Origin of the sequence: Agrobacterium sp. SOY23 (genome assembly GCF_027212525.1) — a bacterium.
GTDB lineage: Bacteria > Pseudomonadota > Alphaproteobacteria > Rhizobiales > Rhizobiaceae > Agrobacterium > Agrobacterium tumefaciens_I.
The window spans coordinates 1,027,438-1,054,350 of sequence record NZ_JAPWDT010000001.1 but is presented as its reverse complement, the minus strand read 5'-3'; the positions used below and the strand labels follow the sequence as shown (position 1 = coordinate 1,054,350).

26 protein-coding genes and 1 tRNA gene are annotated in these 26,913 nt (G+C 59.8%); 7 read left to right on the top strand and 20 right to left on the bottom strand.

The window, feature by feature from the left end; all coding sequences use genetic code 11:
- Nucleotides 1-122: 122 nt before the first annotated feature.
- The 13 genes from arsH to O3S81_RS05130 form a co-directional block, all read right to left on the bottom strand.
- Nucleotides 123-869: an arsenical resistance protein ArsH gene (gene arsH, locus O3S81_RS05190; protein WP_269341363.1), complete on the bottom strand. Its 747-nt coding sequence runs from the start codon at nt 867-869 to the stop codon at nt 123-125.
- On the bottom strand, nt 826-1,248 hold the full coding sequence (gene arsC, locus O3S81_RS05185) for an arsenate reductase (glutaredoxin) (protein ID WP_269341362.1): 423 nt from the start codon (nt 1,246-1,248) through the stop codon (nt 826-828). The genes arsH and arsC overlap by 44 nt, the downstream gene beginning before the upstream one ends.
- Nucleotides 1,249-1,250: 2 nt before the next feature.
- Nucleotides 1,251-2,309, bottom strand: a complete 1,059-nt coding sequence (gene arsB, locus O3S81_RS05180) for an ACR3 family arsenite efflux transporter (RefSeq protein ID WP_269341361.1) — start codon at nt 2,307-2,309, stop codon at nt 1,251-1,253.
- Entirely contained in the window at nt 2,309-2,836 is a 528-nt protein-coding gene (locus O3S81_RS05175) for an arsenate reductase ArsC (RefSeq protein ID WP_269341360.1), read from the bottom strand. Before O3S81_RS05175 ends, arsB begins: the two co-directional genes overlap by 1 nt.
- A gap of 41 nt (nt 2,837-2,877) precedes the next feature.
- Entirely contained in the window at nt 2,878-3,228 is a 351-nt protein-coding gene (locus O3S81_RS05170; RefSeq protein WP_269341359.1) for an ArsR/SmtB family transcription factor, read from the bottom strand.
- A gap of 135 nt (nt 3,229-3,363) precedes the next feature.
- Nucleotides 3,364-5,145 (bottom strand): chloride channel protein, encoded by a 1,782-nt coding sequence (locus O3S81_RS05165; RefSeq protein WP_442864869.1) that lies wholly within the window; start codon nt 5,143-5,145, stop codon nt 3,364-3,366.
- A gap of 102 nt (nt 5,146-5,247) precedes the next feature.
- Entirely contained in the window at nt 5,248-6,072 is an 825-nt protein-coding gene (locus O3S81_RS05160; protein ID WP_269341358.1) for an MBL fold metallo-hydrolase, read from the bottom strand.
- Between the two features lie 2 nt (nt 6,073-6,074).
- On the bottom strand, nt 6,075-6,857 hold the full coding sequence (locus O3S81_RS05155; protein WP_269341357.1) for a TatD family hydrolase: 783 nt from the start codon (nt 6,855-6,857) through the stop codon (nt 6,075-6,077).
- Nucleotides 6,858-6,868: 11 nt separating this feature from the next.
- The gene (gene metG, locus O3S81_RS05150) at nt 6,869-8,419 is read right to left on the bottom strand and encodes a methionine--tRNA ligase (protein ID WP_269341356.1); all 1,551 of its coding nucleotides are present in this window, start codon (nt 8,417-8,419) and stop codon (nt 6,869-6,871) included.
- A 252-nt stretch (nt 8,420-8,671) separates the two neighbouring features.
- On the bottom strand, nt 8,672-9,697 hold the full coding sequence (locus O3S81_RS05145) for a DNA polymerase III subunit delta' (protein WP_269341355.1): 1,026 nt from the start codon (nt 9,695-9,697) through the stop codon (nt 8,672-8,674).
- Nucleotides 9,690-10,364 (bottom strand): dTMP kinase, encoded by a 675-nt coding sequence (gene tmk / locus O3S81_RS05140; RefSeq protein WP_269341354.1) that lies wholly within the window; start codon nt 10,362-10,364, stop codon nt 9,690-9,692. Before tmk ends, O3S81_RS05145 begins: the two co-directional genes overlap by 8 nt.
- 132 nt (nt 10,365-10,496) lie before the next feature.
- Nucleotides 10,497-11,669, bottom strand: a complete 1,173-nt coding sequence (locus O3S81_RS05135) for a D-alanyl-D-alanine carboxypeptidase family protein (protein ID WP_269341353.1) — start codon at nt 11,667-11,669, stop codon at nt 10,497-10,499.
- A gap of 73 nt (nt 11,670-11,742) precedes the next feature.
- The gene (locus tag O3S81_RS05130; RefSeq protein ID WP_269341352.1) at nt 11,743-12,831 is read right to left on the bottom strand and encodes a septal ring lytic transglycosylase RlpA family protein; all 1,089 of its coding nucleotides are present in this window, start codon (nt 12,829-12,831) and stop codon (nt 11,743-11,745) included.
- A gap of 314 nt (nt 12,832-13,145) precedes the next feature.
- Between O3S81_RS05130 and O3S81_RS05125 the strand changes: the two genes are divergently transcribed.
- Nucleotides 13,146-13,478, top strand: coding sequence for a hypothetical protein (locus O3S81_RS05125; protein ID WP_269341351.1), 333 nt, complete (start codon nt 13,146-13,148; stop codon nt 13,476-13,478).
- 129 nt (nt 13,479-13,607) lie between these two features.
- Here the strand turns inward: O3S81_RS05125 and O3S81_RS05120 are convergent.
- The 4 genes from O3S81_RS05120 to O3S81_RS05105 all read right to left on the bottom strand — a co-directional run bounded on the left by O3S81_RS05120 (nt 13,608) and on the right by O3S81_RS05105 (nt 14,794).
- A tRNA-Ser gene (locus tag O3S81_RS05120) sits at nt 13,608-13,697 on the bottom strand.
- An 88-nt stretch (nt 13,698-13,785) separates the two neighbouring features.
- Nucleotides 13,786-13,938 carry a hypothetical protein gene (locus O3S81_RS05115; RefSeq protein ID WP_269341350.1) on the bottom strand — a complete coding sequence of 51 codons (153 nt, stop codon included), beginning with the start codon at nt 13,936-13,938 and terminating at the stop codon, nt 13,786-13,788.
- Between the two features lie 349 nt (nt 13,939-14,287).
- Nucleotides 14,288-14,515 carry a hypothetical protein gene (locus tag O3S81_RS05110; protein ID WP_269341349.1) on the bottom strand — a complete coding sequence of 76 codons (228 nt, stop codon included), beginning with the start codon at nt 14,513-14,515 and terminating at the stop codon, nt 14,288-14,290.
- Between the two features lie 15 nt (nt 14,516-14,530).
- A complete protein-coding gene (locus tag O3S81_RS05105) occupies nt 14,531-14,794 on the bottom strand; it encodes a hypothetical protein (protein ID WP_269341348.1) in 264 nt (87 codons plus the stop codon).
- A 136-nt stretch (nt 14,795-14,930) separates the two neighbouring features.
- On the opposite strand from O3S81_RS05105, the gene O3S81_RS05100 reads away from it, so the two are divergent.
- The 3 genes from O3S81_RS05100 (at nt 14,931) to O3S81_RS05090 (ending at nt 17,626) form a co-directional block, all read left to right on the top strand.
- The gene (locus O3S81_RS05100) at nt 14,931-15,650 is read left to right on the top strand and encodes a hypothetical protein (RefSeq protein ID WP_269341347.1); all 720 of its coding nucleotides are present in this window, start codon (nt 14,931-14,933) and stop codon (nt 15,648-15,650) included.
- Between the two features lie 138 nt (nt 15,651-15,788).
- Entirely contained in the window at nt 15,789-17,282 is a 1,494-nt protein-coding gene (locus tag O3S81_RS05095; RefSeq protein WP_269341346.1) for a D-alanyl-D-alanine carboxypeptidase family protein, read from the top strand.
- A gap of 83 nt (nt 17,283-17,365) precedes the next feature.
- Nucleotides 17,366-17,626 carry a hypothetical protein gene (locus O3S81_RS05090; RefSeq protein WP_269341345.1) on the top strand — a complete coding sequence of 87 codons (261 nt, stop codon included), beginning with the start codon at nt 17,366-17,368 and terminating at the stop codon, nt 17,624-17,626.
- A gap of 91 nt (nt 17,627-17,717) precedes the next feature.
- On the opposite strand, the gene gyrA is transcribed toward O3S81_RS05090, so the two are convergent.
- Nucleotides 17,718-20,501, bottom strand: a complete 2,784-nt coding sequence (gene gyrA / locus O3S81_RS05085; protein WP_269341344.1) for a DNA gyrase subunit A — start codon at nt 20,499-20,501, stop codon at nt 17,718-17,720.
- 216 nt (nt 20,502-20,717) lie between these two features.
- Between gyrA and O3S81_RS05080 the strand changes: the two genes are divergently transcribed.
- Nucleotides 20,718-21,347: a MarC family protein gene (locus tag O3S81_RS05080; protein ID WP_269341343.1), complete on the top strand. Its 630-nt coding sequence runs from the start codon at nt 20,718-20,720 to the stop codon at nt 21,345-21,347.
- A 132-nt stretch (nt 21,348-21,479) separates the two neighbouring features.
- Entirely contained in the window at nt 21,480-22,628 is a 1,149-nt protein-coding gene (locus tag O3S81_RS05075; RefSeq protein WP_269341342.1) for an HPP family protein, read from the top strand.
- 55 nt (nt 22,629-22,683) lie between these two features.
- Here the strand turns inward: O3S81_RS05075 and O3S81_RS05070 are convergent, their stop codons facing one another.
- Nucleotides 22,684-22,953, bottom strand: coding sequence for a hypothetical protein (locus tag O3S81_RS05070; protein ID WP_269341341.1), 270 nt, complete (start codon nt 22,951-22,953; stop codon nt 22,684-22,686).
- Nucleotides 22,954-22,992: 39 nt separating this feature from the next.
- Nucleotides 22,993-23,577, bottom strand: a complete 585-nt coding sequence (locus tag O3S81_RS05065) for a single-stranded DNA-binding protein (protein WP_269341340.1) — start codon at nt 23,575-23,577, stop codon at nt 22,993-22,995.
- A 264-nt stretch (nt 23,578-23,841) separates the two neighbouring features.
- Between O3S81_RS05065 and uvrA the strand changes: the two genes are divergently transcribed.
- A complete protein-coding gene (gene uvrA / locus O3S81_RS05060) occupies nt 23,842-26,763 on the top strand; it encodes an excinuclease ABC subunit UvrA (protein WP_269341339.1) in 2,922 nt (973 codons plus the stop codon).
- Nucleotides 26,764-26,913 lie beyond the last annotated feature (150 nt).

Sequence of the window (26,913 nt, the reverse complement as noted above, 5' to 3'; positions counted from 1 at the left end):
TTAGAATGTACCTCGCCACAAACGAAGATCGCATAAGATAGATTATGGAACTAAAATGTGGTCTGGACTTTGCTTTTGGGCATGGAAGATTGCCAGCTTTATGTGTTTTCCAGACCGATTTGTCAGATCGATTTCAGCGAAACACGCTTTTCAAGCTCGTCCGCCTGTTCTTTACGTTCACTGTATCGGCCTGTCAGATAGCTTGAAGCGTCACGCGTCAACAGCGTGAATTTTACCAGTTCCTCGCAGACATCCACCACGCGGTCGTAATAGGATGATGGCTTCATCCGACCGTCCGCGTCGAATTCCTGATAAGCTCTGGCCACCGAGGACTGATTGGGAATGGTGATCATCCGCATCCATCTGCCGAGAATACGCATCTGGTTCACGGCGTTGAAGGACTGGCTGCCGCCGGATACTTCCATGATGGCGAGCGTCTTGCCCTGCGTCGGCCGGACCGATCCGACTGCCAGCGGAATCCAGTCGATCTGCGCTTTCATGATGCCGGTCATCGCCCCATGGCGTTCCGGGCTTACCCACACCTGTCCTTCCGACCATTGTGAGAGATCGCGCAGTTCCTGCACCTTGGCATGGCTGGCTGGCGCTTCATCGGGCAAAGGCAGGCCTTTCGGATCGAATATCCGAACCTCGCATCCGAGCCGTTCGAGCAACCGTCCAGCTTCGAATGCAAGCAGACGACTATAGGAAACCTCACGCAGCGAGCCATAGAGGATCAGGATGCGCGGCCTGTGGGTCGAGAAAGCCGGACGCAGCGCATCCGGATCAATTCCGTGCAGATGCTGGGCCTGCAATGCGGGGAACGTATCAGGCAATGCGTTTTCCTTCCCCGTCGAGAACCTGCTCACCATCCTCCTTGAAGAACGGCCCCTTGAAAGTGTCGGGCAATATATCCAGCACGGCTTCGGAAGGTCGGGCAAGCCTGGTGCCGAGCGGCGTCACGACGAAGGGGCGATTGATGAGTATCGGCGTTTGGATCATCGCATCGAGCAGCTGATCGTCGCTCAGATCCGGATTGTCGAGACCAAGTTCGGCATAGGGTGTCCCCTTCTCCCGTATGGCCCCGCGCACGCTCAGGCCCGCATCGGAGATCATCCTTGCAAGGTATTCGCGCGTTGGCGGCTGCTGCAGATATTCGATCACGGTCGGTTCGATCCCCGCCGCGCGTATCAGCGCCAGCGTGTTGCGGGAAGTCCCGCAGGACGGGTTGTGATAGATCGTGGCATCCATGCTCATTGCCTTTCTGTCAGTATCGTTCGGGAAACAGCGGGCGCAGCCTCATACCAGTCCTTCGAGCGGTTCACGATCCAGACGACCGAAAGCATGACCGGGACTTCGATGAGGACGCCGACGACGGTTGCCAGCGCCGCACCGGACTGAAGGCCGAACAGGCTGATGGCGGCCGCGACCGCAAGTTCGAAAAAGTTGCTGGCGCCGATCAGGGCCGATGGGCCGGCAACGCAGTGCCTTTCACCGGTCATCCGGTTGAGAAGATAGGCAAGCCCCGAATTCAGGTAGACCTGAATCAGGATCGGGATGGCGAGCAGGCCGATGACGGCCGGCTGGGCGATAATCTGCTCACCCTGAAAGGCGAAAAGAAGAACCAGCGTCGCAAGCAGTGACACCAGCGAGACCGGCTGCAGCCTTGCGAGAATACGATCCAGTATCGCTGACGTGCCGTTAGCCATGAGCCGGCTCCTAATGAGCTGCGCGAGGATGACCGGCACGACAATATAAAGCGCCACGGAAAGAATGAGCGTGTCCCACGGAACGGTGATGGCCGAAAGGCCAAGCAGCAGACCGACGATCGGCGCAAACGCCACGACCATGATCGCATCGTTGAGAGCGACCTGCGACAGCGTGAACAGCGGCTCCCCGCGTGTAAGATTGCTCCAGACGAAGACCATGGCGGTGCATGGCGCAGCGGCAAGGATGATCAGCCCGGCGATATAGGAATCGATCTGCTGTGCCGGAAGATACGGGCGGAACAGCCAGCCGATGAAAAACCAGCCCAATATCGCCATCGAGAACGGCTTGACGGCCCAGTTGATGAACAGGGTCACGCCGATGCCGCGCCAGAATGCGCCGACCTGCGAAAGAGAGCGAAAATCGATTTTCAGCAGCATCGGAATGATCATCAGCCAGATCAGCACCGCGACCGGAATATTCACCCTGGCGATCTCCGCCGCGGCAATGAGCTGAAAGAGGCCGGGCATCAGATGGCCAAGCGCAACACCGACGATGATGCACAGAAACACCCAGACGGTCAGATAACGTTCGAAGACAGACATCAGGCGGGGTTTCCCTGCGGCGCCGTTGCGCCTTCCATGGCACCGATATTATGCAGCCTCGTTTCGAGCGCCATGCGGTCGATGGATTGCAGCGGCAGGCTGACGAAAGCCGTGATCCTGTTCTTGAGGAAACGGGCGGCCTGGGCGAAGGCGCGCTGAATCTCAACCTCCGAGCCGACGATGGCGGCGGGATCCTCGATCCCCCAATGGGCCGTCATTGGATGGCCGATCCAGACGGGGCAGGCTTCGCCGGCGGCGCTGTCACACACCGTGAAGATGAAGTCCATCTGCGGCGCATCGGGGCCGGCAAACTCGTCCCAGCTCTTCGAGGCGAAACCGCTCGACGGATAACCCAGCGCCGCCAGTTCCTTCAGGGCGTGAGGGTTCACTTTTCCCTTCGGCTGGCTGCCGGCCGAATAGGCATTGAACCGCCCCTCACCTTCCTTGGCGAGAATGGATTCGGCAAGAATGGAACGGGCGGAATTGCCGGTGCACAGAAAGAGGACGTTGTAGATCTTTTCGGTCATGGTGTTGGTCCGTGGTTAGATCGTTGGCCTGATGGCGCTCATCACGCCTCCGCCTCCGCGCAGCAGCAGGGTGTGAGTTCGGCGATCAACGGAGCGCAAAGCTCGGTCGCTCCGCCGCAGCAATCCTTCAGCAGAAACAGGGTCAGCGCGCGCAGCCCCTCGAGGTCGGCGCGATAGATGATCGACCTGCTTTGCCGCTCGCTCTTGACCAGCCCTGCCCGCGCAAGCGTGGCGAGATGCGCCGACATCGTGTTCTGCGGAACGTCGATGAGGCGCGCGAGCTCACCGGCCGGAATGCCGTCTGGCTCGTGCTGCACGAGACGCCGGAAGGTTTCCAGCCGGGTGGATTGGGCGAGCGCGCTGAGCGCCGTTATTGCACTACTATTATCCATATATCCAGAATAGTGGATATATTGAGCATGTCAACGACCAAGCCCTACCCTTGAAAAACTTCGGAGTGAATTTGAGGAAACGAATCTAAATAAATTAATATAAATCAATATATAGTGATACTTTTCTAATGTAGTTTAAAACTCGCCGGAAGCCTCCCTGCGCCTCAGATCGAGCTCTTCACTATAACGCCTCAGCGTGTGGCTTTCGGTAAGAAGGCCGACGGGACGGTTTTCGATCTTGTCATTGACGACGACCAGCGCCTCGCTTTCCGCCGCGTCGAAGGCTGCGGCTGCCTGACGGGCATTCATGTTCGGCAGCAATATATCGCTCTTGTAGTGCAGATAGGTTTCGAGGCTGATCTTGCTGGGGTCGCGATCCATCGGGTCCGCATAGATTTCCGGCACGAGCACGATGCCGGCATAACGCCCGTCATCATGGGTCATGATCACCCGTTGCGTCGAGCCGAGCGGGAACTTCTCCTTGAAGGCCGGAAGCCCCATGCTGACATTGGCCTTGCGTATATCGGCGCGCATCATCTTGCCCACTGTCAGGTCGCGGATCCAGCCGATATCATGGGCGCTGCGAATGCTCTCGCCGCGCAGGTGAAAACGCCAGGTCGCGAAGGAGTAACCGAAGGTGGTGCGCACCACCAGCGAGGTGGTGATGACGGCGGCCAGCACAAGCGCCGTGATCTGGAAGTCGCCGGTCAATTCCAGCGCCAGAAACGTCATCGTCAATGGACCGCCAATGATGGCGGCGGCAAAGGCGCTCATGCCGATAACGGCATAAACGATGGGCGCCGTCGAGCCGTAACCGATATAGGGTGCGCAGAGCGCGAAGATCTTGCCGAGCAGCGAGCCCATGAACAGCGAAGCGAAAAACAGGCCGCCGCGGAAATTCGAGCCGATGGAAATGGCGCTGGCCGCCGCCTTCAAAAGGAACAACCCGGCCAGCCCGTAGATCGTCAGTTCGGTATCGATATTAAGATGCAGCGCGCCATGGCCGCTCGACAGTACCTGCGGCGAAATCAGCGCCAGCCCGCCGACAAACACACCGCCGATGGCGGGACGCAGCCAGCCGGGAATGGCACTCTTGCGCGCCGTTTCCTCGATGAAAGATACCGCCTGCATCAGCACGATGCCGATGGCGGCGCAAACGACGCCGAGGAAAATGGCGGGCACATAATCCGCCGGCGTTACCCGGCTGGCGTCGACAATATCGATCGAGATGCCGTGGCCGCCGATAAGCCCGATGACGGTGGTCGCAACCAATGCGGAGACGATGAGCGGCGCAAGCGTCACGACCGTATAGGTGCCGATGATGAGTTCGATGGCGTAGAACGCCCCCGTCAGAGGCGCATTGAAGGCCGCCGCGATCGCACCTGCGGCGCCACAGCCGACGAGGATGCGCATGTCCCCTCGCCTCAGCTTCAGCTTGATGCCGATCTTGGAGGCGACGCCGCTGGCGATCTGCGTATAACCCGCCTCCAGCCCGACGGAGGCGCCGAAACCATTGGAAACGATGTTCTGCACGCAGACGATGATGCTGTCCGTCAGCGACAGGCGGCCGCCATGCAGCGCATTCGCCTCGATCGGGTCGACCATGGGTTTCTTGCGCGTCTTCGACAGGATGAAGATGATGAGGCCGAGCACGATGCCGCCGATGACCGGCCCGGCGAGCACGATCCACCCGGACAGGTCGCTGCTGCTCAGCCGCTCGACGCCGAAGACCAGCACATGCAGCGCCGTGCTCAAGGCCCCTATCAGCGCCACCAGAAGGCCCGCCGCAATGCCGATGAAGACGGCGAGGACCACCAGCCCAAGTTCGCCGCGCCGGAACATGGCGCGCAACCGGCTGGCGCGCAGATTGTCGAAGAAGCTCGCCATACTGGGTGCACGGAAAGGCCTGGTCGACATGCTATTCCTTTTCAGGCGGCGCCAAAGCGCGACGCGCCTTTCCTTTGTTGCTCCAAGGCATGTCCTGGTCCCAAAAGCGGAAACCACTTTCGCAAGACAGGCTCAGGGTGTTTCGATCTCGACTTCGAAACGCATCTGGTCGTAAGCCGGCTCAACGTGGTCCGGCGTCTCACGCATCACCGTGTCATAATCGAGCGGAATATGCATATGGGTCAAGATCGCCCGTTTGGGGGCGAATGTCTCGATCCAGCCGAGCGCCTGTTCCAGCGAAAGATGGCTGGGGTGGTAACGGTGCTGCAGCGCGTCGATGACGAGGACATCGAGGCCGGCAAGCCTGGGCAGGCTTTCCGCCGGAAAATCGCTGACATCGGTGCAATAGGCGACGTCACCAATGCGGAAGCCGAGCGAATGCACGTCGCCATGCTGCTGCATATGCACATTGAAGGGGATCGACCCGCCCGCCCCGTTTATGACGACCGGAACGTTGATGTCGCCGATGATCCGCGGTTCGACGATGGGCGGATAGCTGCTGCCGGGCGGCGTTTCCAGGCAATAGGCGAAACCGTCCTTTATGCGCGCCATGGTGACAGGGTCGGCATAGATAGGGATGCGGCCTTGCTGAAGGGCAAAATAGATACGCAGATCATCGATGCCGTGCAGATGGTCGGCATGGGCATGGGTGTAAAGCACGGCGTCCACCGCCTCCACCTTTGCGGCGATCATCTGTTCGCGAAAATCCGGACCGGTGTCGATGACGACGGTGGTCTTGCCGCCATCCGGACCGATCTGCTCCACCATGAAGGCCGTGCGCGTGCGCCGGTTCTTCGGGTTTTCGGGATCGCAGGCGCCCCAGTCGCCGTTGATGCGCGGCACGCCGGGCGACGACGCGCATCCGAGAACCGTGAAGCGGCGACGGTAACTTGCCACGCCTACACCCTTGTCATCTTGGAAAAGCAGCGGAAGGCATTTTCGGTGGTGATTTCGGCCATGCGTTCGAAGGAAACGCCATGAACTTCAGCCAGAACCTCGGCGGTATTGACCACATAGGACGGCTCGTTGCGTTTGCCCCGCCAGCGCTTCGGCGCAAGATAGGGCGCATCCGTTTCAACGAGCAGCCGGTCCAGCGGCACGGTGGCGGCGATATCGCGGATATCCTGCGATTTCGGAAAGGTCAGAATGCCGGAAAACGACACGTAACCGCCAAGCTCGACACCGGTTTTCGCCAGGTCAGGACCGGCGGAAAAGCAATGTAGAATGAAGGGAAAGGCGCCCTTCCCGCTTTCGGCGCGCAATATAGCGGCCATGTCGTCATCAGCGCTGCGGCTGTGGATGACGAGCGGCAGCTTCGTCCTCCGCGCCGCCTCGATATGGCGGATGAGGCCGGTCTTCTGGTCTTCCGGCTTCTGCGTATCGTAGAAATAATCCAGACCCGCCTCGCCGATCGCCACGATCTTGTCGTGGCTTTCCGCCAGCCGCACCAGCTCGTCAGCGGAAATATCCAGTTCCTCGTCGGCATTGTTCGGATGCGTGCCCACCGAGCAGAAAACCGACGGATATTTCTCCGCGATCTTCAAAAGCTCCGGCAGACGGCGCACCCGAGTCGAGATCGTCACCATCTGGCTGACGCCGGAGGCATGGGCACGCGCGATGATATCGTCGCGCTCAGCCTCGAAATCGGGAAAATCCAGATGGCAATGGGTATCGATCAGCATAGCGGTCGCCTTCACGCTTCCGGCGCGACGTAACGCGGGAAGACCGGCTTCGGCGCTTCGAGCGGTGTGCCAGGAACCAGACGGCCCGCCTCGCCGAGCGCGGCGAAATCACGCCTGTCAGCCGGCGCCGCAACGAGGTCGAGCAGCTTCTCGCAGGAGCCCGGCATAAAGGGCTGCAGCAGGATGCCGATCTGGCGCACCACTTCAGCCGTCACGTAAAGCACGGTGCCCATACGCTCGGGATCGGTCTTCTTCAGCGCCCACGGTTCCTGCGACGCGAAATATCGGTCGGTTTCCGAAACGACGGCGATGATGGCGGCAAGCGCACGATGGATGAGCTGCTTGCCCATCTCCTCGCGGCAAAGCGCCAGCAGCCCGTCTGCGGAAGCGAGCATCGCCTTGTCTTCGTCAGTGAATGCGCCGGGTGCCGGAACCTGGCCATCGCAATTCTTGACGATCATCGACAGCGAACGGCTGGCGAGATTGCCGATACCGTTGGCGAGATCGGCATTGATGCGGGTGGCGATACCCTCTTCGCTATAGCTGCCATCCTGGCCGAAGGAGACTTCGCGCATGAAGAAATAACGGACCTGATCGAGGCCGAAATGGGCCACCAGATTGGCCGGGTCGACGACATTGCCGAGCGACTTCGACATCTTCTCGCCCTTGTTGAGCAGGAAGCCATGCGCATAGACCCGCTTGGGCAGAGGCAGCTTGGCGCTCATCAGGAAAGCGGGCCAGTAGACCGCGTGGAAACGAATGATGTCCTTGCCGATAATGTGCACATCGGCGGGCCAATATTTGGCGCGCGGGCCGTTCTTGTCCTCGATATAGCCGGTGGCCGTGATGTAGTTGGTCAACGCATCGACCCAGACATACATGACATGCTTCGGATCGTTCGGAACCTTGATGCCCCAGTCAAATGTGGTGCGGGAAATCGACAGGTCCTTGAGGCCGGATTTCACGAAGGAAATGATTTCATTGCGACGCTCGGCCGGACCGATGAAATCAGGGTTCTCCTCGTAGAGCTTCAGGAGTTTATCCTGATATTCGGAGAGCTTGAAGAAGTAGCTTTCCTCCTCCACCCATTCCACCGGTGTACCCTGCGGCCCGTAACGAACGCCATCGGCGCGCACTTCCGTCTCGTCCTCGGCGTAATAGGCCTCGTCGCGCACGGAATACCAGCCGGCATAGCTGTCCTTGTAGATGTCGCCGCTATCGGCCATCAGGTTCCAGATATTGCGCGAGGTCTCGTGGTGACGCTCTTCCGTGGTGCGGATGAAATCGTCATTCGAGGCGTTGAGCAACTTGCCCATTTCACGGAACTGGTCGGAGTTGCGCTGCGCCAGCTCTTCCGGCGAAATACCTTCCGCCCGCGCCGTCTGCTGCATCTTCTGGCCGTGTTCGTCCGTGCCGGTCAGGAAGAAAACATCCATTCCATCCAGGCGCTGAAAGCGTGCCATGGCGTCCGTCGCAATCAACTCATAGGCATGGCCGATATGCGGCTTGCCGTTAGGATAGGAGATCGCGGTGGTGATGTAGAATGGTGTCTTGTCTGTCATGACGGTCGATCGACTTTACAGGCTGTTTTTTGGATAGACCGCTCTTAAACCATTGTTCGCAGCAGCGAAAGCGAAGAGTACCATTTTGGTAAGTTGAAAATTGCTAGGCCGCGCATACTCGTCGTCCTTGAGCAAACCCAACGCCCTAGAGATTTCAAAGGGTTGTTGATACTCGGATTGAGCCCGAGAGTGAACCGAGTGGGCGAAACGTGTAACCAAAACAGTAGTATTGAACGTCCGCTCTTTCCGTCTTCACACGCCGCGAATATCTTCCAGAATAGAAAGCACCATCTGTTTCTTGTCGAGATTATAAGCCTGCGCCACGGTGATGCGTTCCGAAAGCGTCGAGGAAAGCCGTGCATGTTTTTCCGCGGCCGCGATATCGCCCGCCATGGCCGCTGCCCGCGCCCGCGCCATCAGCTCTTCCGTCACATGCTCCATGAAGAAGCCGAGAACGATGTCGCCATCCTTCTGCGCCAGAACCTCGGCGAGCTTGTGCATGCGCTTGCGTGCCCCCGGCCCTTCGGCGGACATGACTTCGGCAAAGGCCTCGACAATGTCGGAGCCACCGTAATTCATCAGCTTCAGCGCCTGCGCGACGCTACCTTTGGATGCCGCAAGCAGGTCGTCGCGCTTTTCGCCTTCGGGGCTGATGTCGAGGTGATCGAGCGCTTGCACCATGGCCGCATCTGAAAGCGGCAGGAGCCTGAGCGGCATGCAGCGCGAGCGAATGGTCGGCAACAATTTCCCCGGCGCATGCGAAAGCACGAGGAACATCGCCCGTTTCGGCGGCTCTTCCAGTATTTTCAGGATGGCATTGGCAGCGTTGCGGTTTAGATCGTCGGCCGGGTCGATGATGACGATACGCCAGTTGCCGGTGCCCGAGGTCTGCGAAAAGAAATGCCCTGCCCGCCGCACCTCATCCACGGTGATGGCGGATTTGACGCGACCGGTCTTCTCATCCACCGGACGCGTCAGATGCAGCAGATTATGCGAGGCACCGGCGGTGATCTGCCGGCTGACGAGCGATTGCGGATCGGGGTCGGCAAGAAAATCCGGCGCGGATGCGGGATCAGGATGGTTCAGCACATGATTGGCGAAACGGAAGGCGAGTGTCGCCTTGCCGATCCCCTCCGGTCCTTCGATCAGAATGGCGTGATGGCCTTTGCCGGAGCGATAGGATTGCGCAAGAAACGCTTCCGCCTCCTCATGCCCGAAAAGCCTCGTGTTCTGCTGCGGCGCGATCGCGCCGTCGAGAACGCCCTGAACCTCACTCATGCGCCGCGTCCGTCGCGTTTCCCGCGCGCTCGAGCAAAGGCTCTACGAAGGACATGACGTCTTCCGTAACCTTGTCTTCCGGCTGGTCGGCATTGACGATGCGGCAGCGACGCGGCTCGGCGAGCGCAATATCCAGATAGGCCTCACGCCGCTTCTCGTGGGTCTCGATTTCCTCTTTTTCGAACCGGTCGGGGGTTGCCCCCTCATCCGCACGTTTCCTGGCGCGGGCGAGACCCTTTTCGGCGGCGATATCGAAGATCAGCGTCAGTTCCGGAACGACACCATCGATGGCGATCCGTTGCAGCGTCTCGATGAATTCCGGCTCCAGATTGCCGGTCGTGCCCTGATAGACACGCGAGGAATCAAGGAAGCGGTCGCAAAGCACGATCTCACCACGCGCAAGCGCCGGGCGAATGACCTCCTCGACATGATCGTTGCGTGCCGCCGCAAACAGGATCGCCTCCATGCGCACGCCGAAGGATTCCGCGGCACCCGAGAGCAGAACATGCCGAACGGCCTCCGCGCCCGGAGAACCACCCGGCTCACGCGTTACGACCACCTCGAAACCACGGCCGCGAAGCGCCTCGGCAAGCGTGCGAATCTGCGTCGACTTGCCGGCGCCCTCGCCGCCCTCGAAGCTAATGAACAATCCGGTCTTTTCGGCCAATGTCTCGTCCTGCACGGGTTTCCTGAAATTCGAAATGCCTGTTTACAGCATCGAAGCGAAATGTGTGAAGCGCTTTTCAGAAAATCCGGTGCCTGAACAAAAGCATAGGAACGAGGCCGGCGAAAATGGCCTTCACAGCCAGAAAAGCAGCAGTTCCTTCAGCGCGCCCGTCGCATTCTGGGTCAGAGAACCCTTGCCCACCGCAGCCTTCGTATAAAGCGGCACTTCGCGCAGCAGTCGTTCGCCCGAAAATATCTTGAGCGTTCCGGCATTCGCGCCGGCATCCAGCGGCGCAGTCAACGGCCAGCGATAGACGATGCGGCCGGAAATGCGATCCGGATTATTGACCGGCACCAGCACGCTGACATCTTCCTTGGGCGAAAGATCGATATGCGAGACATCGCCGCCATAAACACTGACTGCGCCGACCGCTTCATCCTTGCTGAAAAGATGGCGTTTCTCGAAGGCTGTCAGGCCCCAGTCCACCACCCGGCGGGCCTCCTCCTGCCGCGTCTTGTCGTCAACGATGCCGGCAAGCGCCAGATAGACACGGCGCCCCTCCCTTTCGGCCGAAACGACGGCGGCAAAACCGCTGCCTTCCGCAAAACCGAGGCCCAGACCATCGATGCCGCTGCCCGGCATCAGAAGCGAATTCTTGTTGCGCTGGAAAATCCGGTTCCACTCGAAATCGGGCTTGGTGAAAAGCGCATAACGATCGGGATAGGTGTCATGCAGATGCTGGGCAAGACGCACCATGTCCTTGGCCGTCGTCTGGTTGCCGGGATCGGGAAGTCCCGTGGAATTGGCGAATATGCTGCGGTTCATGCCAAGTTCGCCCGCCCGCGCCGTCATGCGCTTGGCGAAGGCGGCATCCGAACCCGCCATGCCCTCAGCCACGATGATGCAGCCGTCATTGGCGTTCTGCACGATGATACCGGTGAGGAGATCGTTGATTCCGACGGAGGATTTCAGCGCCGCGAACATCGTCGAGGTGCGCGATGGAGCGCCGCCGGTGCGCCAGGCATATTCCGAGACCGGATAGGCGGTCTCCGGCATCACCTGCCCCTTGGAGAGCGCGTCGAGCACCACTTCCACCGTCATCAGCTTGGCGAGCGATGCGGGCGGAAAGGACTGATCTTCATTTTGCGAAAGAAGCACCGTGCCGGTTTCGGCATCGATCATATAGGCCTGTTCAGCCTTGGCGATGAAAGGAGCTGTCTGCGATTGCGCCGCGCCTGCACTGAAAAACGCAAAGGCGGCCGCCACAACGACCGACCGATAGGAGCGATGAATGGCCTTGCTCATGAAACCGCCCAGTCCTGCGTGCTGCAACCGGCTGCACGCGACGAAAGCGAGAGGCAGCCTATCCTTCAATCCGTCAGCGCGACTTCGTCTGCTGACGCTTCACATGGGCGAGTATCGATTGCTCGTTGAGCGCACCACGATCGACGAGCACGCTGTCGAAGGCGCGCACAGTCTTGGAAACCGTAGCTGATTCTTCCGAATAGGCTGCCGAATATTTGGAGGACGGCGTCGGCACGCGCAGATAATTGCCGCCGGGCGCTGCCGGCTCACGCATGAAATTGCCCTCCGGCCGCTCGGCCAGGAATGGGCCGATTTCCGGCAGGATTGCAAATTGTTCGAAAGCCGGTTGAACACCGTTGACCAGCGGCATGGCTTGAAGCGCCGCATTTTTCTTGGAGCCGACCAGCGCCGTCTGCGTGGAGCCGCCATAATTCGGGTTGGACGCAGGCGCCGGCACGAAATTCGGAGAAGCCGAAGCCACCATCACACCCGTTGCGATCTGTCCTTCCGGTGCGACGCCCGGCGAACGCGAGCCCTTCGGAATATAAGACGCCATCAGATAGGGCATGTCGTGACCATCAAGCGGCGCACGACCAGCATATTGCACGCGGACATTGGCGGTGCCGGTGCCCTTCATGTCGAGAAGATCGGCCGTCTTGCTGGAAACGTCGATCAGGCGACCCTCATGGAAAGGTCCGCGATCGTTAACTCGCACCAGAACCGATGCGCCATTTTCCATATTGGTGATGCGCGCATAGCTCGGCAGGGGAAATGTCGGATGTGCGGCGGAAAGATGTTCTTTATCGTAGACTTCGCCATTCGCCGTCAGGCGGCCGTGGAAGGCGGAACCGTACCAGGAGGCGAGACCGGTCTTGTTGTAACCCGGCTCTTCTTTCGGAAAATAACGACGGCCCTTGACCGTATAGGCATTGCCGACCAGCTCTCGCCCGCCGCCCTTGGGAATGCTCTTCCCATCGGCCACACGCGGGCTGGCTTTGACGCCATATTCCGATTCAGAGAAATATTCCTTGCTGCGCTTGGGCTTAGGCTTGGTCTCAGAGGTGGTGGAACACGAAGCCGTTGCAGCGCAAAGCACGGAAATTGCAAGCCACTTCGCACCCGATCTGGTGCTGATGCCGAGTTTCTTGACCGTAGAATTCAAATCGTCTGCCCCACGCTTATTGGCTCGGAGAACCGCACCCTCACTTGCCTCGATGATTTGCCCCTGCCATCGAAGCACCTAACAGTCGCTTAATCTTGTGCATAACGTGGCAAAAATGCGAACGACTTCTGCAAATTCGATAAAATTGTAACGAACGTGGTTAACGATTTATGTCTCTTGAAGCTGCTGCCGGGCGCAATTCACCCGCCTCAACCGGGTCTCCCGCAGCACCTGCAAGGAACAAACGAAAGGTAATCACGTTTCCATTCCGCAAACAAACGAGCTTTCCGCCGATCTCGGCTGAAGGAGGAAACATGATCAAGTCTATTAAAATAACAGGCCTCGCAATCGGCGTCGCCCTGGCATCCTTCGCCGCAACGGTCCCCGCGGGGGCGCAGGATATGGAACTCAGAATCGGACCGGACGGCATTCGCCCCGTCATCCGCGATCGTGACCGTGACCGCCGTGGCCCGCCGCGCATGCGCGGCTGCAGCGAACGCGAAGCCCGCGCCGCCGCCCGCGAGGCCGGCCTGCGCGATCCCGAAGTCGTGCGCGTCACCCCCGGCCGTGTCGTGGTCGAAGGCTATACCCGCCGTGGACCGGACCGCATCACATTTGCGAACGAACGGGGCTGTCCGGAACTCTGATGACACCAGTCGCATGGAACCCGCCGAAAGGCGGGTTTCCTATCGCGCCGATTTTTATACATGCCCAATCCAGATGACACGCCGGAGGCGCCGCCCCGTCGTCGCATTATCATTATTGTTTTGGCTGAATGGCAGATGGGGTGGGATTCGAACCCACGGTACGCTCTCACGCACGCCGGTTTTCAAGACCGGTTCCTTAAACCACTCGGACACCCATCCATCGGTGGTGAGGCTTTATAGCGGTTTGAAAATGGCCGTCAATCCCGCCGGACGAGCGGAGCCCATCCTTCTTTTTCCGCTCGGAATGTCACTGCGCCGGTGCGGTTGCCGGCGGCAGCAGAGATCCCTCTCCCGAAGGAATCGATGGCACCTGTTGGGCCGTATCGAACAACGTCAGGCTCAAAACGATTGCGATAAGCACCAGTAAAAGCGCCACGAAGACGATTCCCGATTTATCCATGCGTCTGCTCATGTCACGTTATGTTAAAGGCGAATATGTGCAATTCGAGGCAATGCAAAGAATAACGCGAAAGTCTGTCAAGTTGTCTTACAGATTTACCCAACTCGTCGTTCAAAAAAATCCAAATTGAGCGAAATTTATGCACAGGCGTACTGTTTGGGACGGAAATGGCCTATCGCGTCAGCACTATTGTCACTTATATCAAGCCATCGCTCCCGGGCATTGCCCAACTTTCCCCGAGCGATCAACCTGCCCCGCCTGTTTGCGGGGCTTTTTTCTTTTATAGAACCGAAAATAGGTCCGCCGGTAGAAGAGTGCCCCGGACACGGCGCGCCAGCACGGTTGCTCTTCAGACGCCGATGCCTGGTCCGCCATTGCCATGCCGGCCGTCGCCCCGGAGAATATCCTCGAACAGGTTGAGCAGCGCCGGCGGTAAGTTGTCGGAGAATTCCGCAATGATCTCGCCGGCACGATTATAGGAATAGATGGCCGAGAGCGTCAGCACCAGAAGCACGATCCAGGGCCATATCGGCTTGCGCCTTTGCGGGCCTTCGTTTTGCTGTTGCGGTAGAGTCATGCAGGCACCCTTCCTTCAGGCCTTCACGCGCGGTTCGCCTCCGGGCGCATAGGCGGTTTTCTGCAGGAACCGGAATATATTGCCGCACTGGGCGCAGCGGATCATGAAATCCGTCGGATCGCCCGAGGCACGTTCCGTGCGAAACCCTCTCGGCATGTCATCGATGCGAAAATCGACATCCCGACGGCTCTTGTCATCCGATTCCGACGCTTCGGCAAAACCCTGATGACCACATTTGGAACATTCGAGCTTTCGGGAATATCTGTCGCGCGCTGCCATCTGCCGTCCTTTGTTTGGTTGGTATCAGGTAGCAGCGGCAAAACGTCATTTCAATGCCGTCCGCCTCGGGTTAAAGCTTTGCATGGCTATTTTCCGTCTGGAAAATCATCCTGCGGCCGGACGAAGATGGAAGCCCATGCACGACCAAAGACCCCTGCTTTCATCGTCTCTCTTGCGCCGCGCGGTCCTCGTTGCCGGAATTCTTCTCATCCTTCTCGTCGGCCTCAATGTCGGCATCAAATGGTATGGTGAGCGTATCCTCAAGGCGGGACATGTGGCCGATACCGATGAGGTGGAGATCACCATCGGCAACGATCGGCTCAAACTCGCCAGAAACACGCTGCGAACGCCTTCCGAACGACAGGGCGGCGAAAGCGAACGGGTCGACCTCTACCTCACCTGGCCTGATCTCAAAGGATATGAGGATGCGAATCGCGCGATCTTCGACGATCCCGCCCGGTCAGCGGGGCTGATCTTCGTCCAGCTCTCGCAAAGCACCATGTCCGAAGACATGTCCGGCCGTTTCGGGCCGATCTATTCGCGGCTGACCGAAGGAGAGCCGGTGCCATTGAAGCACGGCCTCTTCCTACACCGCCTGCGTGCCGATTCCGGCTATGGCAAGGAAGTCATCGTGACCGGGGAACGTGAAAACAACGACGCCTTTGTGGCGCGCTGCCTCTTGCCGCAGACGCCACAGGAAGCGACGGGAAGCGACTGCCAGAGGGATATTCACATCGGCCAGGACCTCAGCCTGTTCTACCGCTTTTCCGCCAATCTGCTGCCGCAATGGCAAAAGCTCGATGCGGATGTGAAAGCCTACGTCACGCAGCGCCTCGTAAAAGACGGAAATCCCTGACACGGCACGGCACAGATTGCGTGTGAAAAGTCGCATTTTATGGAAGGCGGATACCTTTCATAAACCACTTGGTAACGCCATCCCGATAAAGTTTCTTCCCGGAGCATCGGGCGGGGCGTGTCCGAGCGGAACAGAAATATGCGATTGAAGAGTTCAGCAGTGTTGAAAAGTCTATCTGGGGCACATTCGCGCAAAGCGGGTGCGACGTCTTTCGTAAGGTTTATTGCGCTAACCCTTGCTGCGGCGTTCATAACCGCAACATCCGTTCAGACCGCAAAGGCCGATCCGAAATATGCGGGTATCGTCATCGATGCCAAGACCGGCAAGGTTCTCTATGGCGAGGATCCTGATGGGCTGCGTTATCCGGCGTCGTTGACCAAGATGATGACGCTTTACCTGACATTCGAGGCGCTCAACAGCGGACGTATTTCGCTTGATTCCCGAGTGCCCGTTTCGGCCAATGCCGCCAAGGAGCCGCCGTCCAAGCTTGGCGTGCGCGCCGGTGGCAGCGTTACGGTTGAGCAGGCGATCCTGGCCCTCGTCACCCGTTCCGCAAACGATATGGCGACCGCGCTCGGCGAACATCTCGGTGGCTCGGAAGACCGTTTCGCCCGGATGATGACGGCAAAGGCCCGCGCACTCGGCATGACCCGCACGACCTATCGCAACGCCAACGGCCTGCCCAACACGGCGCAGATGACGACGGCACGCGACCAGGCCCGCCTCGGCATCGCCCTTCGCCAGCATTTCCCGCAATATTACGGCTATTTCTCCACCCGTACCTTCAATTTCGGCAAGCAGGTTATCGGCAACCACAATCGCCTCGTCGGAACCGTGAAGGGCGTGGATGGCATCAAGACCGGTTATACCCGCGCAGCCGGCAGCAATCTCGCGACGTCCGCGCAGCTCGATGGCCGCTCGATCGTCGCCGTCGTTCTCGGCGGACGCTCCAGCGCTGCCCGTGACGCCACCATGCGCAAGCTGGTCGCGACTTATCTGCCGCAGGCATCGCGTGGCGGCAACAGCAACCTGATCGCTCAGACGCGCTCTGCTCCGGTCGAAGAACCCGTTGCCGTGGCGGCAGCCGTTCCTTCCGTGGCCGTCGCAGCCACCGATGCCGGCCTTCCGCATGCGGGCCCCGTTCCGCAGACCCGTTACGAAGAAGCGCCGGTCACCGCCTTTGCGGGCTCCTCTTCCAATGCCGCCGTCAAGGCCATGGAAGCAGCCACCTGGCAGAAGGGCAAGGACCCCATTTCCCAGGCCCCCGTCGCGCCGGATCGCAAGATGATTACCAACTCCACCAAGGTGGACAATATCGTCACGGCATCGACGGCAGCATCTGCATCCGCCGCACCTTCCGTCTCCCCCAGGGCAGAGGCTCCGCAGGGTGGCTGGGTGATCCAGATCGGCGCATCGCCCGACGAAAACTCCGCGCGCGGCCTGTTGCAGAACGCGCAGGAAAAAGGCGGCGCGGCACTGCGCTCCGCAAAGCCCTTCACGGTCGCCTTCAGCAAGGACGGCTCCCAGATCTACCGCGCCCGTTTCGGCGGCTTCGATGGCCAGAATGCCGCGGTAAATGCATGCAATGCATTGAAAAAGAAAGGCGTCAGCTGCTGGGCGTCACTCCAGTAACGGACGTTTCCGCAGGCGGTGCTTCATTATCGAAACATCGCCTGTCTCCTCGAATTGTGTAATGAGTAGCGAGGCTTTCCAAGATGGCAGTCAACGAGAATTATTCGGACATTGCGTCTGGCAACGGGCATGGCAGCCTTTCGGTCCTGCATCCCATTCACGAGGCGGCGATGCGTATCGCCGATATCGGTCTCAACCGTTCCAAGGCAAAGACACGCGATCTCGTGGCGCTGCTTCTGTCGCATGGCGCCCGTGCCTGGCGCGCCAACCAGCCGGAAGCCAGCATCCACCTTCATGTCGGGCGCCGCTCGGGACGTGCACCGGTGCATATGCGAATTCGATAAGAACCGGACTTAGCCAAACAGGCAAAGAAAAACCCCGCGGAGCGCATGCACCGCGGGGTTTTTCGTTAATGGGTATGGGAAACGAGGCGGCTTACGCCTCGCTCTCCGGTGCCTCCGGCAGATTACCATCCGCCTCTTCGCCATTGCCGTTCTCGGCATCGTCGTCGCCTTCCGGCTCGTTGATGCGTTCAACGGAAACCACCTTCTCATCCTTGGCGGTGGAGAAGATCGTGACGCCCTTGGTGGCGCGGCTCGCGATGCGGATACCGTTGACCGGTACGCGGATCAGCTGGCCGCCATCGGAAACCAGCATGATCTGGTCGCCCTCTTCCACCGGGAAGGCGGCAACAAGTTCGCCGATCTCGTTGGTCTTCGAGGTATCGGTGGCGCGGATGCCCTTGCCGCCGCGGCCCGAGGTGCGGAAGTCGTAAGAAGACGAACGCTTGCCGAAGCCCCTCACGGAAACCGTCAGCACGAATTCTTCGCGTGCCTTCAGCTCCTGATAGCGCTCTTCGTTGAGTTCACCCTCTTCCGTCACTTCCTCGCCAACAAGCGCGATATCGTCCTCATCGACGCCGGCGGCACGCCGTTCGGCAGCCGAGCGCTTCAGATAGGCGGCACGCTCCCACGGTTCGGCATCGACATGGCCAACAATGGTCATGGAGATGATGCGGTCGCCTTCAGCCATGTTGATGCCGCGCACGCCGACGGAGTTGCGGCCGGCAAAGACGCGCACATCGTCCACGGGGAAGCGGATGCACTGGCCAAGCGCGGTCGTCAGCAACACGTCGTCACGATCCGTGCAGGTTTCGACGGAGAGGATTTCATCGCCCTCCTCGTCCAGCTTCATGGCGATCTTGCCGTTGCGGTTGACCTGCACGAAATCGCCGAGCTTGTTGCGGCGAACCGTGCCGCGCGTCGTCGAGAACATCACATCAAGCGTTTCCCAGGTCGTTTCGTCCTCGGGCAACGGCATGATGGTGGTGATGCGCTCGCCGGGCTCCAGCGGCAGCATGTTGATGAGGGCCTTGCCCTTGGATTGCGGCGTGCCAATCGGCAGGCGCCAGACCTTTTCCTTGTAGACGATGCCACGCGAGGAGAAGAACAGCACTGGCGTATGGGTATTGGCAACAAAGAGACGGTTGACGAAATCCTCGTCGCGCGTCGCCATGCCGGAACGGCCCTTGCCGCCGCGGCGCTGCGCCTTGTAGGTCGTCAGCGGCACACGCTTGATGTAACCGAGATGCGAGACGGTGACGACCATGTCCTCGCGGGCGATGAGGTCTTCATCGTCCATGTCAGGACCGCCCTCGACGATCTCGGAGCGGCGCGGCGTGCCGAATTCGTCGCGGATCGAGACAAGCTCGTCCTTGACGATCTGCTGGATGCGCAGGCGCGACGACAGGATTTCGAGGTATTCGGAAATCTCCGCGCCGATCTTGTTCAGCTCGTCGCCGATTTCATCGCGACCGAGCGCGGTGAGGCGGGCAAGGCGCAGTTCGAGAATGGCGCGCGCCTGTTCCTCGGAAAGATTGTAGGTGCCGTCATCATTGATGCGGTGACGCGGATCGTCGATCAGACGGATCAGGCTTTCCACGTCCTGCGCCGGCCAGCGGCGTGTCATCAGCTCTTCACGGGCAGAAGCCGGATCGGGCGCATGACGGATGACGCGGATGACCTCGTCGATATTGGCGACCGCAATCGCGAGACCCACCAACACATGCGCGCGCTCGCGTGCCTTGCGCAGCAGGTACTTCGTGCGGCGGCTGACGACGTCTTCGCGGAAGGAAACGAAGGCACGCAGCATGTCGATGAGCGTCATCTGCTCCGGCTTGCCGCCGTTCAGCGCCACCATGTTGCAGCCGAAGGAGGTCTGCAGCGGCGTGTAGCGGTAAAGCTGGTTCAGAATGACTTCGGCATTGGCATCGCGCTTCAGTTCGATGACGACGCGGTAACCCTGGCGGTCGGACTCGTCGCGCAGGTCGGAAATGCCCTCGATGCGCTTTTCCTTGACCAGTTCGGCCATCTTTTCGATCATGTTCGCCTTGTTCACCTGATAGGGAACTTCGGTGATGATGATCTGCTCGCGGTCGCCGCGCATCGGCTCGATGGTGGCGCGGCCGCGCATGATGACGGAACCGCGGCCGGTCTCATAAGCCGAGCGAATGCCCGAACGGCCCATGATCAGCGCGCCGGTCGGGAAATCCGGACCGGGAATGATCTGCATCAGTTCCGGCAATTCGATCGCCGGATTGTCGATCATGGCAATACAGCCGTCGATGACTTCCGAGAGATTGTGCGGCGGAATGTTGGTCGCCATGCCGACCGCGATACCACCTGCCCCGTTGACCAGAAGGTTCGGGAACTTGGCCGGAATGACGACGGGCTCCTGCAAGGTGCCGTCATAGTTGTCACGGAAATCGACCGTTTCCTTGTCGAGATCGTCGAGCAGCGAATGCGCGGCCTTTTCCAGGCGGCATTCGGTGTAACGCTCAGCCGCCGGCGGGTCACCGTCGATGGAGCCGAAATTGCCCTGGCCGTCGATCAGCGGCAGGCGGAGCGACCAGTCCTGCGCCATGCGCGCCAGCGCGTCATAGATCGCCATGTTGCCGTGCGGATGGAATTTACCCATCACGTCCCCGGTAACACGGGCGCATTTGACGTATTTCTTGTTCCAGTCGATGCCGAGTTCGGACATGCCGTAGAGGATACGGCGATGAACCGGCTTCAGGCCGTCTCGCACATCGGGAAGCGCGCGGGACACGATGACGCTCATGGCGTAATCGAGATACGACCGCTGCATTTCCTCCATGATGGAAATCGGTTCAATGCCTGGCGGAAGTTTTCCGCCGCCGGGGGGGCTCTGGTCAGTCAAAACGGATCACATTCTCTGTTAAGAATCGGATGGATTTTTATAGCGGAAACAGCCACGTTAAGCCAATTTCCCGGCGAGTTTTGAACAGGCTTTTGCGTCATTTGCAAGACGAACGCCGCTTTTCACGATTTAGCCCGGCAAAAGCGGGTCCGCTCCCTTTCAAAGCAGCCACGACTTGCGTAGGCTCATGCGCAAAAAGCAATAAGCGGGGAAAGAATGGCCAGCAGCGAAACGCTCATCAATGCGCTTACCACACTTCTGGTCACGCTCGATCCGCCGGGTCTCGCCCCCGTTTTCCTGGCGCTGACCGCCGGCATGACGCGTGACCAGCGCAGCCAGGTAGCATTGCGCGGTTCCATCATCGCCTTCGGCATTCTTGCCGTCTTCGCACTGTTCGGTCTTGCCATTCTCAACCTGCTTGGCATTTCGCTCGGCGCCTTCCGCATCGCCGGCGGCCTTCTGCTGTTCTGGATTTCCTTCGAGATGATTTTCGAGAAACGCCAGGAGCGCAAGGAAAAGACCTCCGAGATCGCCATCACCAAGGACCACCTGCACAATCTGGCGGTCTTTCCGCTGGCCCTGCCGCTGATCGCGGGGCCGGGCGCCATTTCCGCCACCGTGCTGCTTGCCGGCTCGATGAAAACCACCATCGAGATGGTAGTGCTCATCCTGATCCTCGCTTTCGCCATGGCCCTCGTTTATGCTGCACTGATCGTTTCGGAGCGCATGGACCGTTTTCTCGGCAATACCGGCCGCGCCATCCTTACCCGGCTTCTCGGCGTTCTGCTCGCCGCACTCTCAGTGCAGTTCGTGGTTGACGGCATAAAATCGGCCTTCGATTTCTGAACTCCGGCGTGATCGCATGTCTGCGCAACAAAATCCCGCATCCGGCAACAACTCCGGAAAATCCATCCTTTAAATCCGGCCGCCATTTCGGCTAAAAGACGCGCATCTTTTCCGGATTCGAAAGTTCTCCTCATGCGTTCCACGCTGCGCCGCCTCATCCCGGATGCCGCACCCGTCAGCAACAGGGAAAGGCTGCGCTCCGCAACCGGCGCCTTTGTCGGCATTCTGCTGACCGGCCTTCTGGGCGGTCTGGCTCTGCGTTTCGATCCCACCCTGCCCGCCATGATCGCGCCGATGGGCGCTTCGGCCGTGCTTTTATTCGCCGTGCCCTCCAGCCCTCTGGCGCAGCCCTGGTCAATCCTGTGCGGCAACCTCGTTTCGGCCTTCGTGGGCGTGACCGTGGCGCTGCTGGTGCCGGATCTGTTCCTCGCCAGCGCGCTGGCGATCAGCCTCGCCATCGCCGCGATGATGGCGCTGCGCTGCCTGCACCCGCCAAGCGGAGCGGTGGCGCTGACGGCCGTTCTCGGTGGCCCCGCCGTACATAGCCTCGGATATGGCTTTCTCCTGTGGCCGGTCGCCGGAAACTCGCTGATCCTTCTTGCGCTTGCGCTCGCCTATAACAATGCCACCGGCCGCGCCTATCCCCACGGCCTGAAGCTCGGAAAGGCCGCCCACGGCACCACGGATCCCACTCCCATCCAGAAAATCGGCTTTTCCTCGACCGACCTCGACGAGGTGCTGAAGGAATATGACGAATTCCTCGATATCGACCGCGATGCGCTGGAGACCATCCTGCGCAAGACCGAGTTGCGCTCCTATCGCCGCCGCGCGCTGCATCTCGATTGCGCCAGCGTCATGTCGCAGGATGTGGTCGGCGTCGCCCCCGATGACAGCCTGCGCCACGCCCATGCGTTGATGCATAGCCATCATTTCAAGGCGCTGCCCGTCACCAACGACAGGGCCGAAATCGTCGGCATCGTCACCCAGACGGATTTTCTCGAAAAGGCAAGCTGGAGAAACGGCCGCCCCTCCATCGGCTTCCTGCAACGGCTGCGCCTCATCCTCTCAGGCGCAAGCGCACCCAACGACACCGTCAAGGACATCATGACCTCGCCGGTGAAAACCGTGCGACCGGAAACCTCGATCGAGGAAGCCATCATCCGCTTTGCGGAAGAAGGGCTGCATTACCTGCCGGTCATCGATGCCAAAGGAAAAATGGTGGGTATCGTGTCGCAATCCGATGTCATGGTCGCGATGCTGGCGGACAAGGTCGCGGCATAGTCCGCCGCGACACCGAAATACTACCTCCCTGTGGGAGAGCCGGCAAAACCGGATGTTAGCGCCTCGCCTTAAGGAGACGCTGCCATAGCGTGCCGCCAAAAAACCGCCCGAGCACGACAAAATAAGCGATGATCAGCGCGAAGGCGATAAAGGCGGGCAGGCCATTCAGGGTAAAACCCTGTGGCGTGCGCCCGCCTGCAACCGACGCGACAAGAAATCCGGCGATGAAAAACGCCGTCCAGAAATCGAGGAAGAAGGCGAGAATGATGCGCCAGGTAGCCGGTTGTTTTGTCGCCGGCGGTTTCGGTGCGGTTTCGTCACTCATGCCTGCCTCCTGTCACGCTATTACGTATTCGCCGTCCGCTCAGAACGGGATATCGTCGTCCATGTCGTTGGAGAAGCCGCCGGAAGGCTGGCCGCCGCCACGGGAAGAGCCGCCGCGCGACGAGGACTGCTGGTCGTAACCGCCGCCGCCGTAACCGGAACCGCCGCCGCTGCCATAATCATTGCCACCGCCGAAATCACCGCCGCCGCTGCGGCCGCCGCCGCCTTCGCCGCGACCATCAAGCATCGTCAGCGTGGAGTTGAAGCCCTGCAGCACGATTTCGGTGGAGTAACGGTCATTGCCGGTCTGGTCCTGCCATTTCCGCGTCTGCAGCTGGCCTTCGATATAGAGCTTGGCGCCCTTTTTCACATATTGCTCGACGACCTTGCACAGGCCCTCGTTGAAAACCACGACGGTGTGCCATTCGGTCTTTTCCTTGCGGTCGCCGCTGTTGCGGTCCCGCCAGGTCTCCGAGGTGGCAATACGCAGGTTGGCGATGGGGCGGCCATCCTGCGTCCGGCGGATTTCGGGATCGGCGCCCACGTTTCCGATCAGAATTACCTTGTTTACGCTACCAGCCATCTCGTCATCCTGTCCGCCAGCCTTCATGACCGGCAATTGCATTTCAAAAAATTCCGCACACAATAACCACCGCTGCCCGCAAAGGGCACCGCAGCCAGGGAACTATCCACAAAGAATAATCTTAAGCTGCGGGAGCAGACATTCACGCTTGCAATTCGTTCCTTTTTTGTTCTATTAAATCGCAGATTTCGAGTCAAGCATTCCGAAAAGCTGCGACCGATAGGAAATAGACCTCGACACCTTCGGCTGCGTCACTACATAAGGACGCGCTGCCATCAAGTGTGTTATTTTTGTCCGAGCCTTGTCATGAGTGAACTGAAGACGATTTCCATCCGTGGCGCCCGCGAGCATAATCTCAAGGGCATCGATCTGGATCTACCGCGTAACAAGCTGATCGTCATGACCGGGCTTTCCGGCTCGGGCAAATCGTCGCTTGCCTTCGATACGATCTATGCCGAGGGCCAGCGCCGTTATGTCGAAAGCCTTTCGGCCTATGCGCGCCAGTTCCTGGAAATGATGCAGAAACCGGATGTCGACCAGATCGACGGCCTGTCGCCGGCCATTTCCATCGAGCAGAAGACCACCTCGCGCAATCCGCGCTCCACAGTCGGCACGGTCACCGAGATTTACGACTATATGCGCCTCCTGTTCGCGCGTGTCGGTGTACCCTATTCGCCTGCCACGGGCCTGCCGATCGAAAGCCAGACAGTCAGCCAGATGGTCGACCGCATCCTCGCTTTCGAGGAAGGCACGCGTCTTTACATTCTCGCGCCGATCGTGCGGGGCCGCAAAGGCGAGTACAAGAAGGAGCTGGCGGAGCTGATGAAGAAGGGCTTCCAGCGCGTCAAGGTGGATGGCCAGTTCTACGAGATCGCCGACGTTCCTGCCCTAGACAAGAAATACAAACACGATATCGACGTGGTGGTCGACCGTGCCGTCGTACGCCCGGATATGGCCGCACGCCTTGCCGACAGTCTCGAGACCTGCCTCAAGCTCGCCGACGGGCTGGCAATCGCCGAATTCGCCGACAAGCCTCTGCCACCCGAAGAAACCGCCGCCGGCGGCTCGGCCAACAAGTCTCTCAACGAGACCCATGAGCGTGTGCTGTTTTCGGAGAAATTCGCCTGCCCCGTTTCCGGCTTTACCATCCCGGAAATCGAGCCACGGCTGTTCTCCTTCAACAACCCCTTCGGCGCCTGCCCCAGCTGCGATGGCCTCGGTTCGCAGCAGAAGGTAGATGAAAACCTGATCGTGCCCGAACCGGCCCGCACCCTGCGCGACGGCGCCATTGCCCCCTGGGCAAAATCTTCCTCGCCCTATTACAACCAGACGCTGGAAGCGCTCGGCAATGCCTTTGGGTTCAAGCTGTCGAGCAAATGGTCCGATCTGTCGAAGGAAGCGCAGCACGCCATCCTTCAGGGCACGGACGACAAGATCGAATTCAATTATCAGGACGGCGCCCGTTCCTACAAAACGGTGAAGAACTTCGAAGGCATCGTGCCCAATCTGGAGCGTCGCTGGAAAGAGACCGACAGCGCCTGGGCGCGTGAGGAAATCGAGCGTTACATGTCGGCGGCCCCCTGCCCGGCCTGCGCCGGTTATCGCCTGAAGCCGGAAGCCCTCGCCGTCAAGATCAATAAGCTGCATATCGGTGAAGTCACCGAAATGTCGATCCGCAAGGCACGCGACTGGTTCGAGGTGCTGCCGGAAAATCTCAACGCCAAGCAGAACGAGATCGCAGTCCGCATTCTCAAGGAAATCCGCGAGCGCCTGCGGTTCCTCAACGATGTGGGGCTCGATTATCTGAGCCTGTCGCGCAATTCCGGAACGCTTTCCGGCGGTGAGAGCCAGCGTATTCGTCTGGCCTCGCAGATCGGCTCGGGTCTGACAGGCGTTCTCTATGTTCTCGACGAGCCGTCGATCGGCCTGCACCAGCGTGACAACGCCCGCCTGCTCGAGACGCTGAAACACCTGCGCGATATCGGTAATACCGTCATCGTTGTCGAACATGACGAAGACGCCATTCTGACGGCGGATTATGTGGTCGATATCGGTCCGGCCGCCGGCATTCACGGTGGTCAGGTGATCGCGGAAGGCACACCGCAGGATGTGATGGCCAATCCGAAATCACTGACCGGCAAATACCTCTCCGGCGAACTGGGCGTTGCCGTGCCGGCCGAACGCCGCAAGCCGAAAAAGGGTCGCGAGATCAAGGTTTTTGGCGCCCGCGGTAACAATCTCCAGAATGTCACGGCAGCCGTGCCGCTCGGCGTTTTCACCGCGGTGACCGGCGTATCTGGCGGCGGCAAATCGACCTTCCTGATCGAGACGCTCTATAAGTCTGCGGCGCGCCGGGTAATGGGCGCGCGTGAAATCCCGGCCGAACACGACCGCATCGACGGTTTCGAATTCATCGACAAGGTGATCGACATCGACCAGTCGCCGATCGGCCGCACGCCGCGCTCCAACCCCGCCACCTATACCGGCGCCTTCACGCCGATCCGTGACTGGTTCGCCGGCCTGCCGGAAGCCAAGGCGCGCGGTTATGCGCCCGGCCGTTTCTCCTTCAACGTCAAGGGCGGCCGCTGTGAGGCCTGCCAGGGCGACGGCGTCATCAAGATCGAGATGCACTTCCTGCCTGACGTTTACGTCACCTGCGATGTCTGCCATGGCAAGCGCTATAATCGCGAGACGCTGGATGTCACCTTCAAGGGCAAATCCATCGCTGACGTGCTGGATATGACGGTCGAGGAAGGCGTGGAGTTCTTCGCCGCCGTGCCGGCGGTGCGCGACAAGCTGCAATCGCTGTTCGATGTCGGCCTCGGTTACATCAAGGTCGGCCAGCAGGCCAATACGCTCTCCGGCGGCGAGGCGCAGCGCGTCAAGCTCGCCAAGGAACTGTCGAAGCGCTCGACGGGTCGCACGCTCTATATCCTCGACGAGCCGACGACGGGCCTGCATTTCCACGACGTCAACAAGCTCCTGGAAATGCTGCATGCGCTGGTGGAACAGGGCAATTCCGTGGTGGTGATCGAACACAATCTCGAAGTCATCAAGACGGCCGACTGGATCATCGATATCGGCCCCGAAGGCGGCACGGGCGGTGGTGAGGTGGTGGCAACCGGCACGCCGGAAGACATCGTCAAGGTCGAGCGCTCCTATACCGGCCACTTCCTGAAGGAACTTCTCGACCGCCGGCCGGCCGGGAAACGCGAGGCTGCGGAGTAAGTACGGCAAGGGTTGAGGTCGTGGCGAAGTCTGCAAACCTCTCCTCCGTCATGCTCGGGCCTGTCCCGAGCATCTGCGACCGGTAGATTGACGGTACGGGTTAGATCCTCGGGACAGGCCCGGGGATGATGCGGGCTTTGAGATACGCTG

Bases quoted from the DNA above. Each gene is read 5' to 3' on its own strand.
- arsH (WP_269341363.1), bottom strand. From the start codon at position 869: ATGGTGAGCAGGTTCTCGACGGGGAAGGAAAACGCATTGCCTGATACG.
- arsC (WP_269341362.1), bottom strand. From the start codon at position 1,248: ATGGATGCCACGATCTATCACAACCCGTCCTGCGGGACTTCCCGCAAC.
- arsB (WP_269341361.1), bottom strand. From the start codon at position 2,309: ATGTCTGTCTTCGAACGTTATCTGACCGTCTGGGTGTTTCTGTGCATC.
- O3S81_RS05175 (WP_269341360.1), bottom strand. From the start codon at position 2,836: ATGACCGAAAAGATCTACAACGTCCTCTTTCTGTGCACCGGCAATTCC.
- O3S81_RS05170 (WP_269341359.1), bottom strand. From the start codon at position 3,228: ATGGATAATAGTAGTGCAATAACGGCGCTCAGCGCGCTCGCCCAATCC.
- O3S81_RS05165 (WP_442864869.1), bottom strand. From the start codon at position 5,145: ATGTCGACCAGGCCTTTCCGTGCACCCAGTATGGCGAGCTTCTTCGAC.
- O3S81_RS05155 (WP_269341357.1), bottom strand. From the start codon at position 6,857: ATGCTGATCGATACCCATTGCCATCTGGATTTTCCCGATTTCGAGGCT.
- metG (WP_269341356.1), bottom strand. From the start codon at position 8,419: ATGACAGACAAGACACCATTCTACATCACCACCGCGATCTCCTATCCT.
- O3S81_RS05145 (WP_269341355.1), bottom strand. From the start codon at position 9,697: ATGAGTGAGGTTCAGGGCGTTCTCGACGGCGCGATCGCGCCGCAGCAG.
- O3S81_RS05135 (WP_269341353.1), bottom strand. From the start codon at position 11,669: ATGAGCAAGGCCATTCATCGCTCCTATCGGTCGGTCGTTGTGGCGGCC.
- O3S81_RS05125 (WP_269341351.1), top strand. From the start codon at position 13,146: ATGATCAAGTCTATTAAAATAACAGGCCTCGCAATCGGCGTCGCCCTG.
- O3S81_RS05115 (WP_269341350.1), bottom strand. From the start codon at position 13,938: ATGGATAAATCGGGAATCGTCTTCGTGGCGCTTTTACTGGTGCTTATC.
- O3S81_RS05110 (WP_269341349.1), bottom strand. From the start codon at position 14,515: ATGACTCTACCGCAACAGCAAAACGAAGGCCCGCAAAGGCGCAAGCCG.
- O3S81_RS05105 (WP_269341348.1), bottom strand. From the start codon at position 14,794: ATGGCAGCGCGCGACAGATATTCCCGAAAGCTCGAATGTTCCAAATGT.
- O3S81_RS05100 (WP_269341347.1), top strand. From the start codon at position 14,931: ATGCACGACCAAAGACCCCTGCTTTCATCGTCTCTCTTGCGCCGCGCG.
- O3S81_RS05095 (WP_269341346.1), top strand. From the start codon at position 15,789: ATGCGATTGAAGAGTTCAGCAGTGTTGAAAAGTCTATCTGGGGCACAT.
- O3S81_RS05090 (WP_269341345.1), top strand. From the start codon at position 17,366: ATGGCAGTCAACGAGAATTATTCGGACATTGCGTCTGGCAACGGGCAT.
- O3S81_RS05080 (WP_269341343.1), top strand. From the start codon at position 20,718: ATGGCCAGCAGCGAAACGCTCATCAATGCGCTTACCACACTTCTGGTC.
- O3S81_RS05075 (WP_269341342.1), top strand. From the start codon at position 21,480: ATGCGTTCCACGCTGCGCCGCCTCATCCCGGATGCCGCACCCGTCAGC.
- O3S81_RS05070 (WP_269341341.1), bottom strand. From the start codon at position 22,953: ATGAGTGACGAAACCGCACCGAAACCGCCGGCGACAAAACAACCGGCT.
- O3S81_RS05065 (WP_269341340.1), bottom strand. From the start codon at position 23,577: ATGCAATTGCCGGTCATGAAGGCTGGCGGACAGGATGACGAGATGGCT.
- uvrA (WP_269341339.1), top strand. From the start codon at position 23,842: ATGAGTGAACTGAAGACGATTTCCATCCGTGGCGCCCGCGAGCATAAT.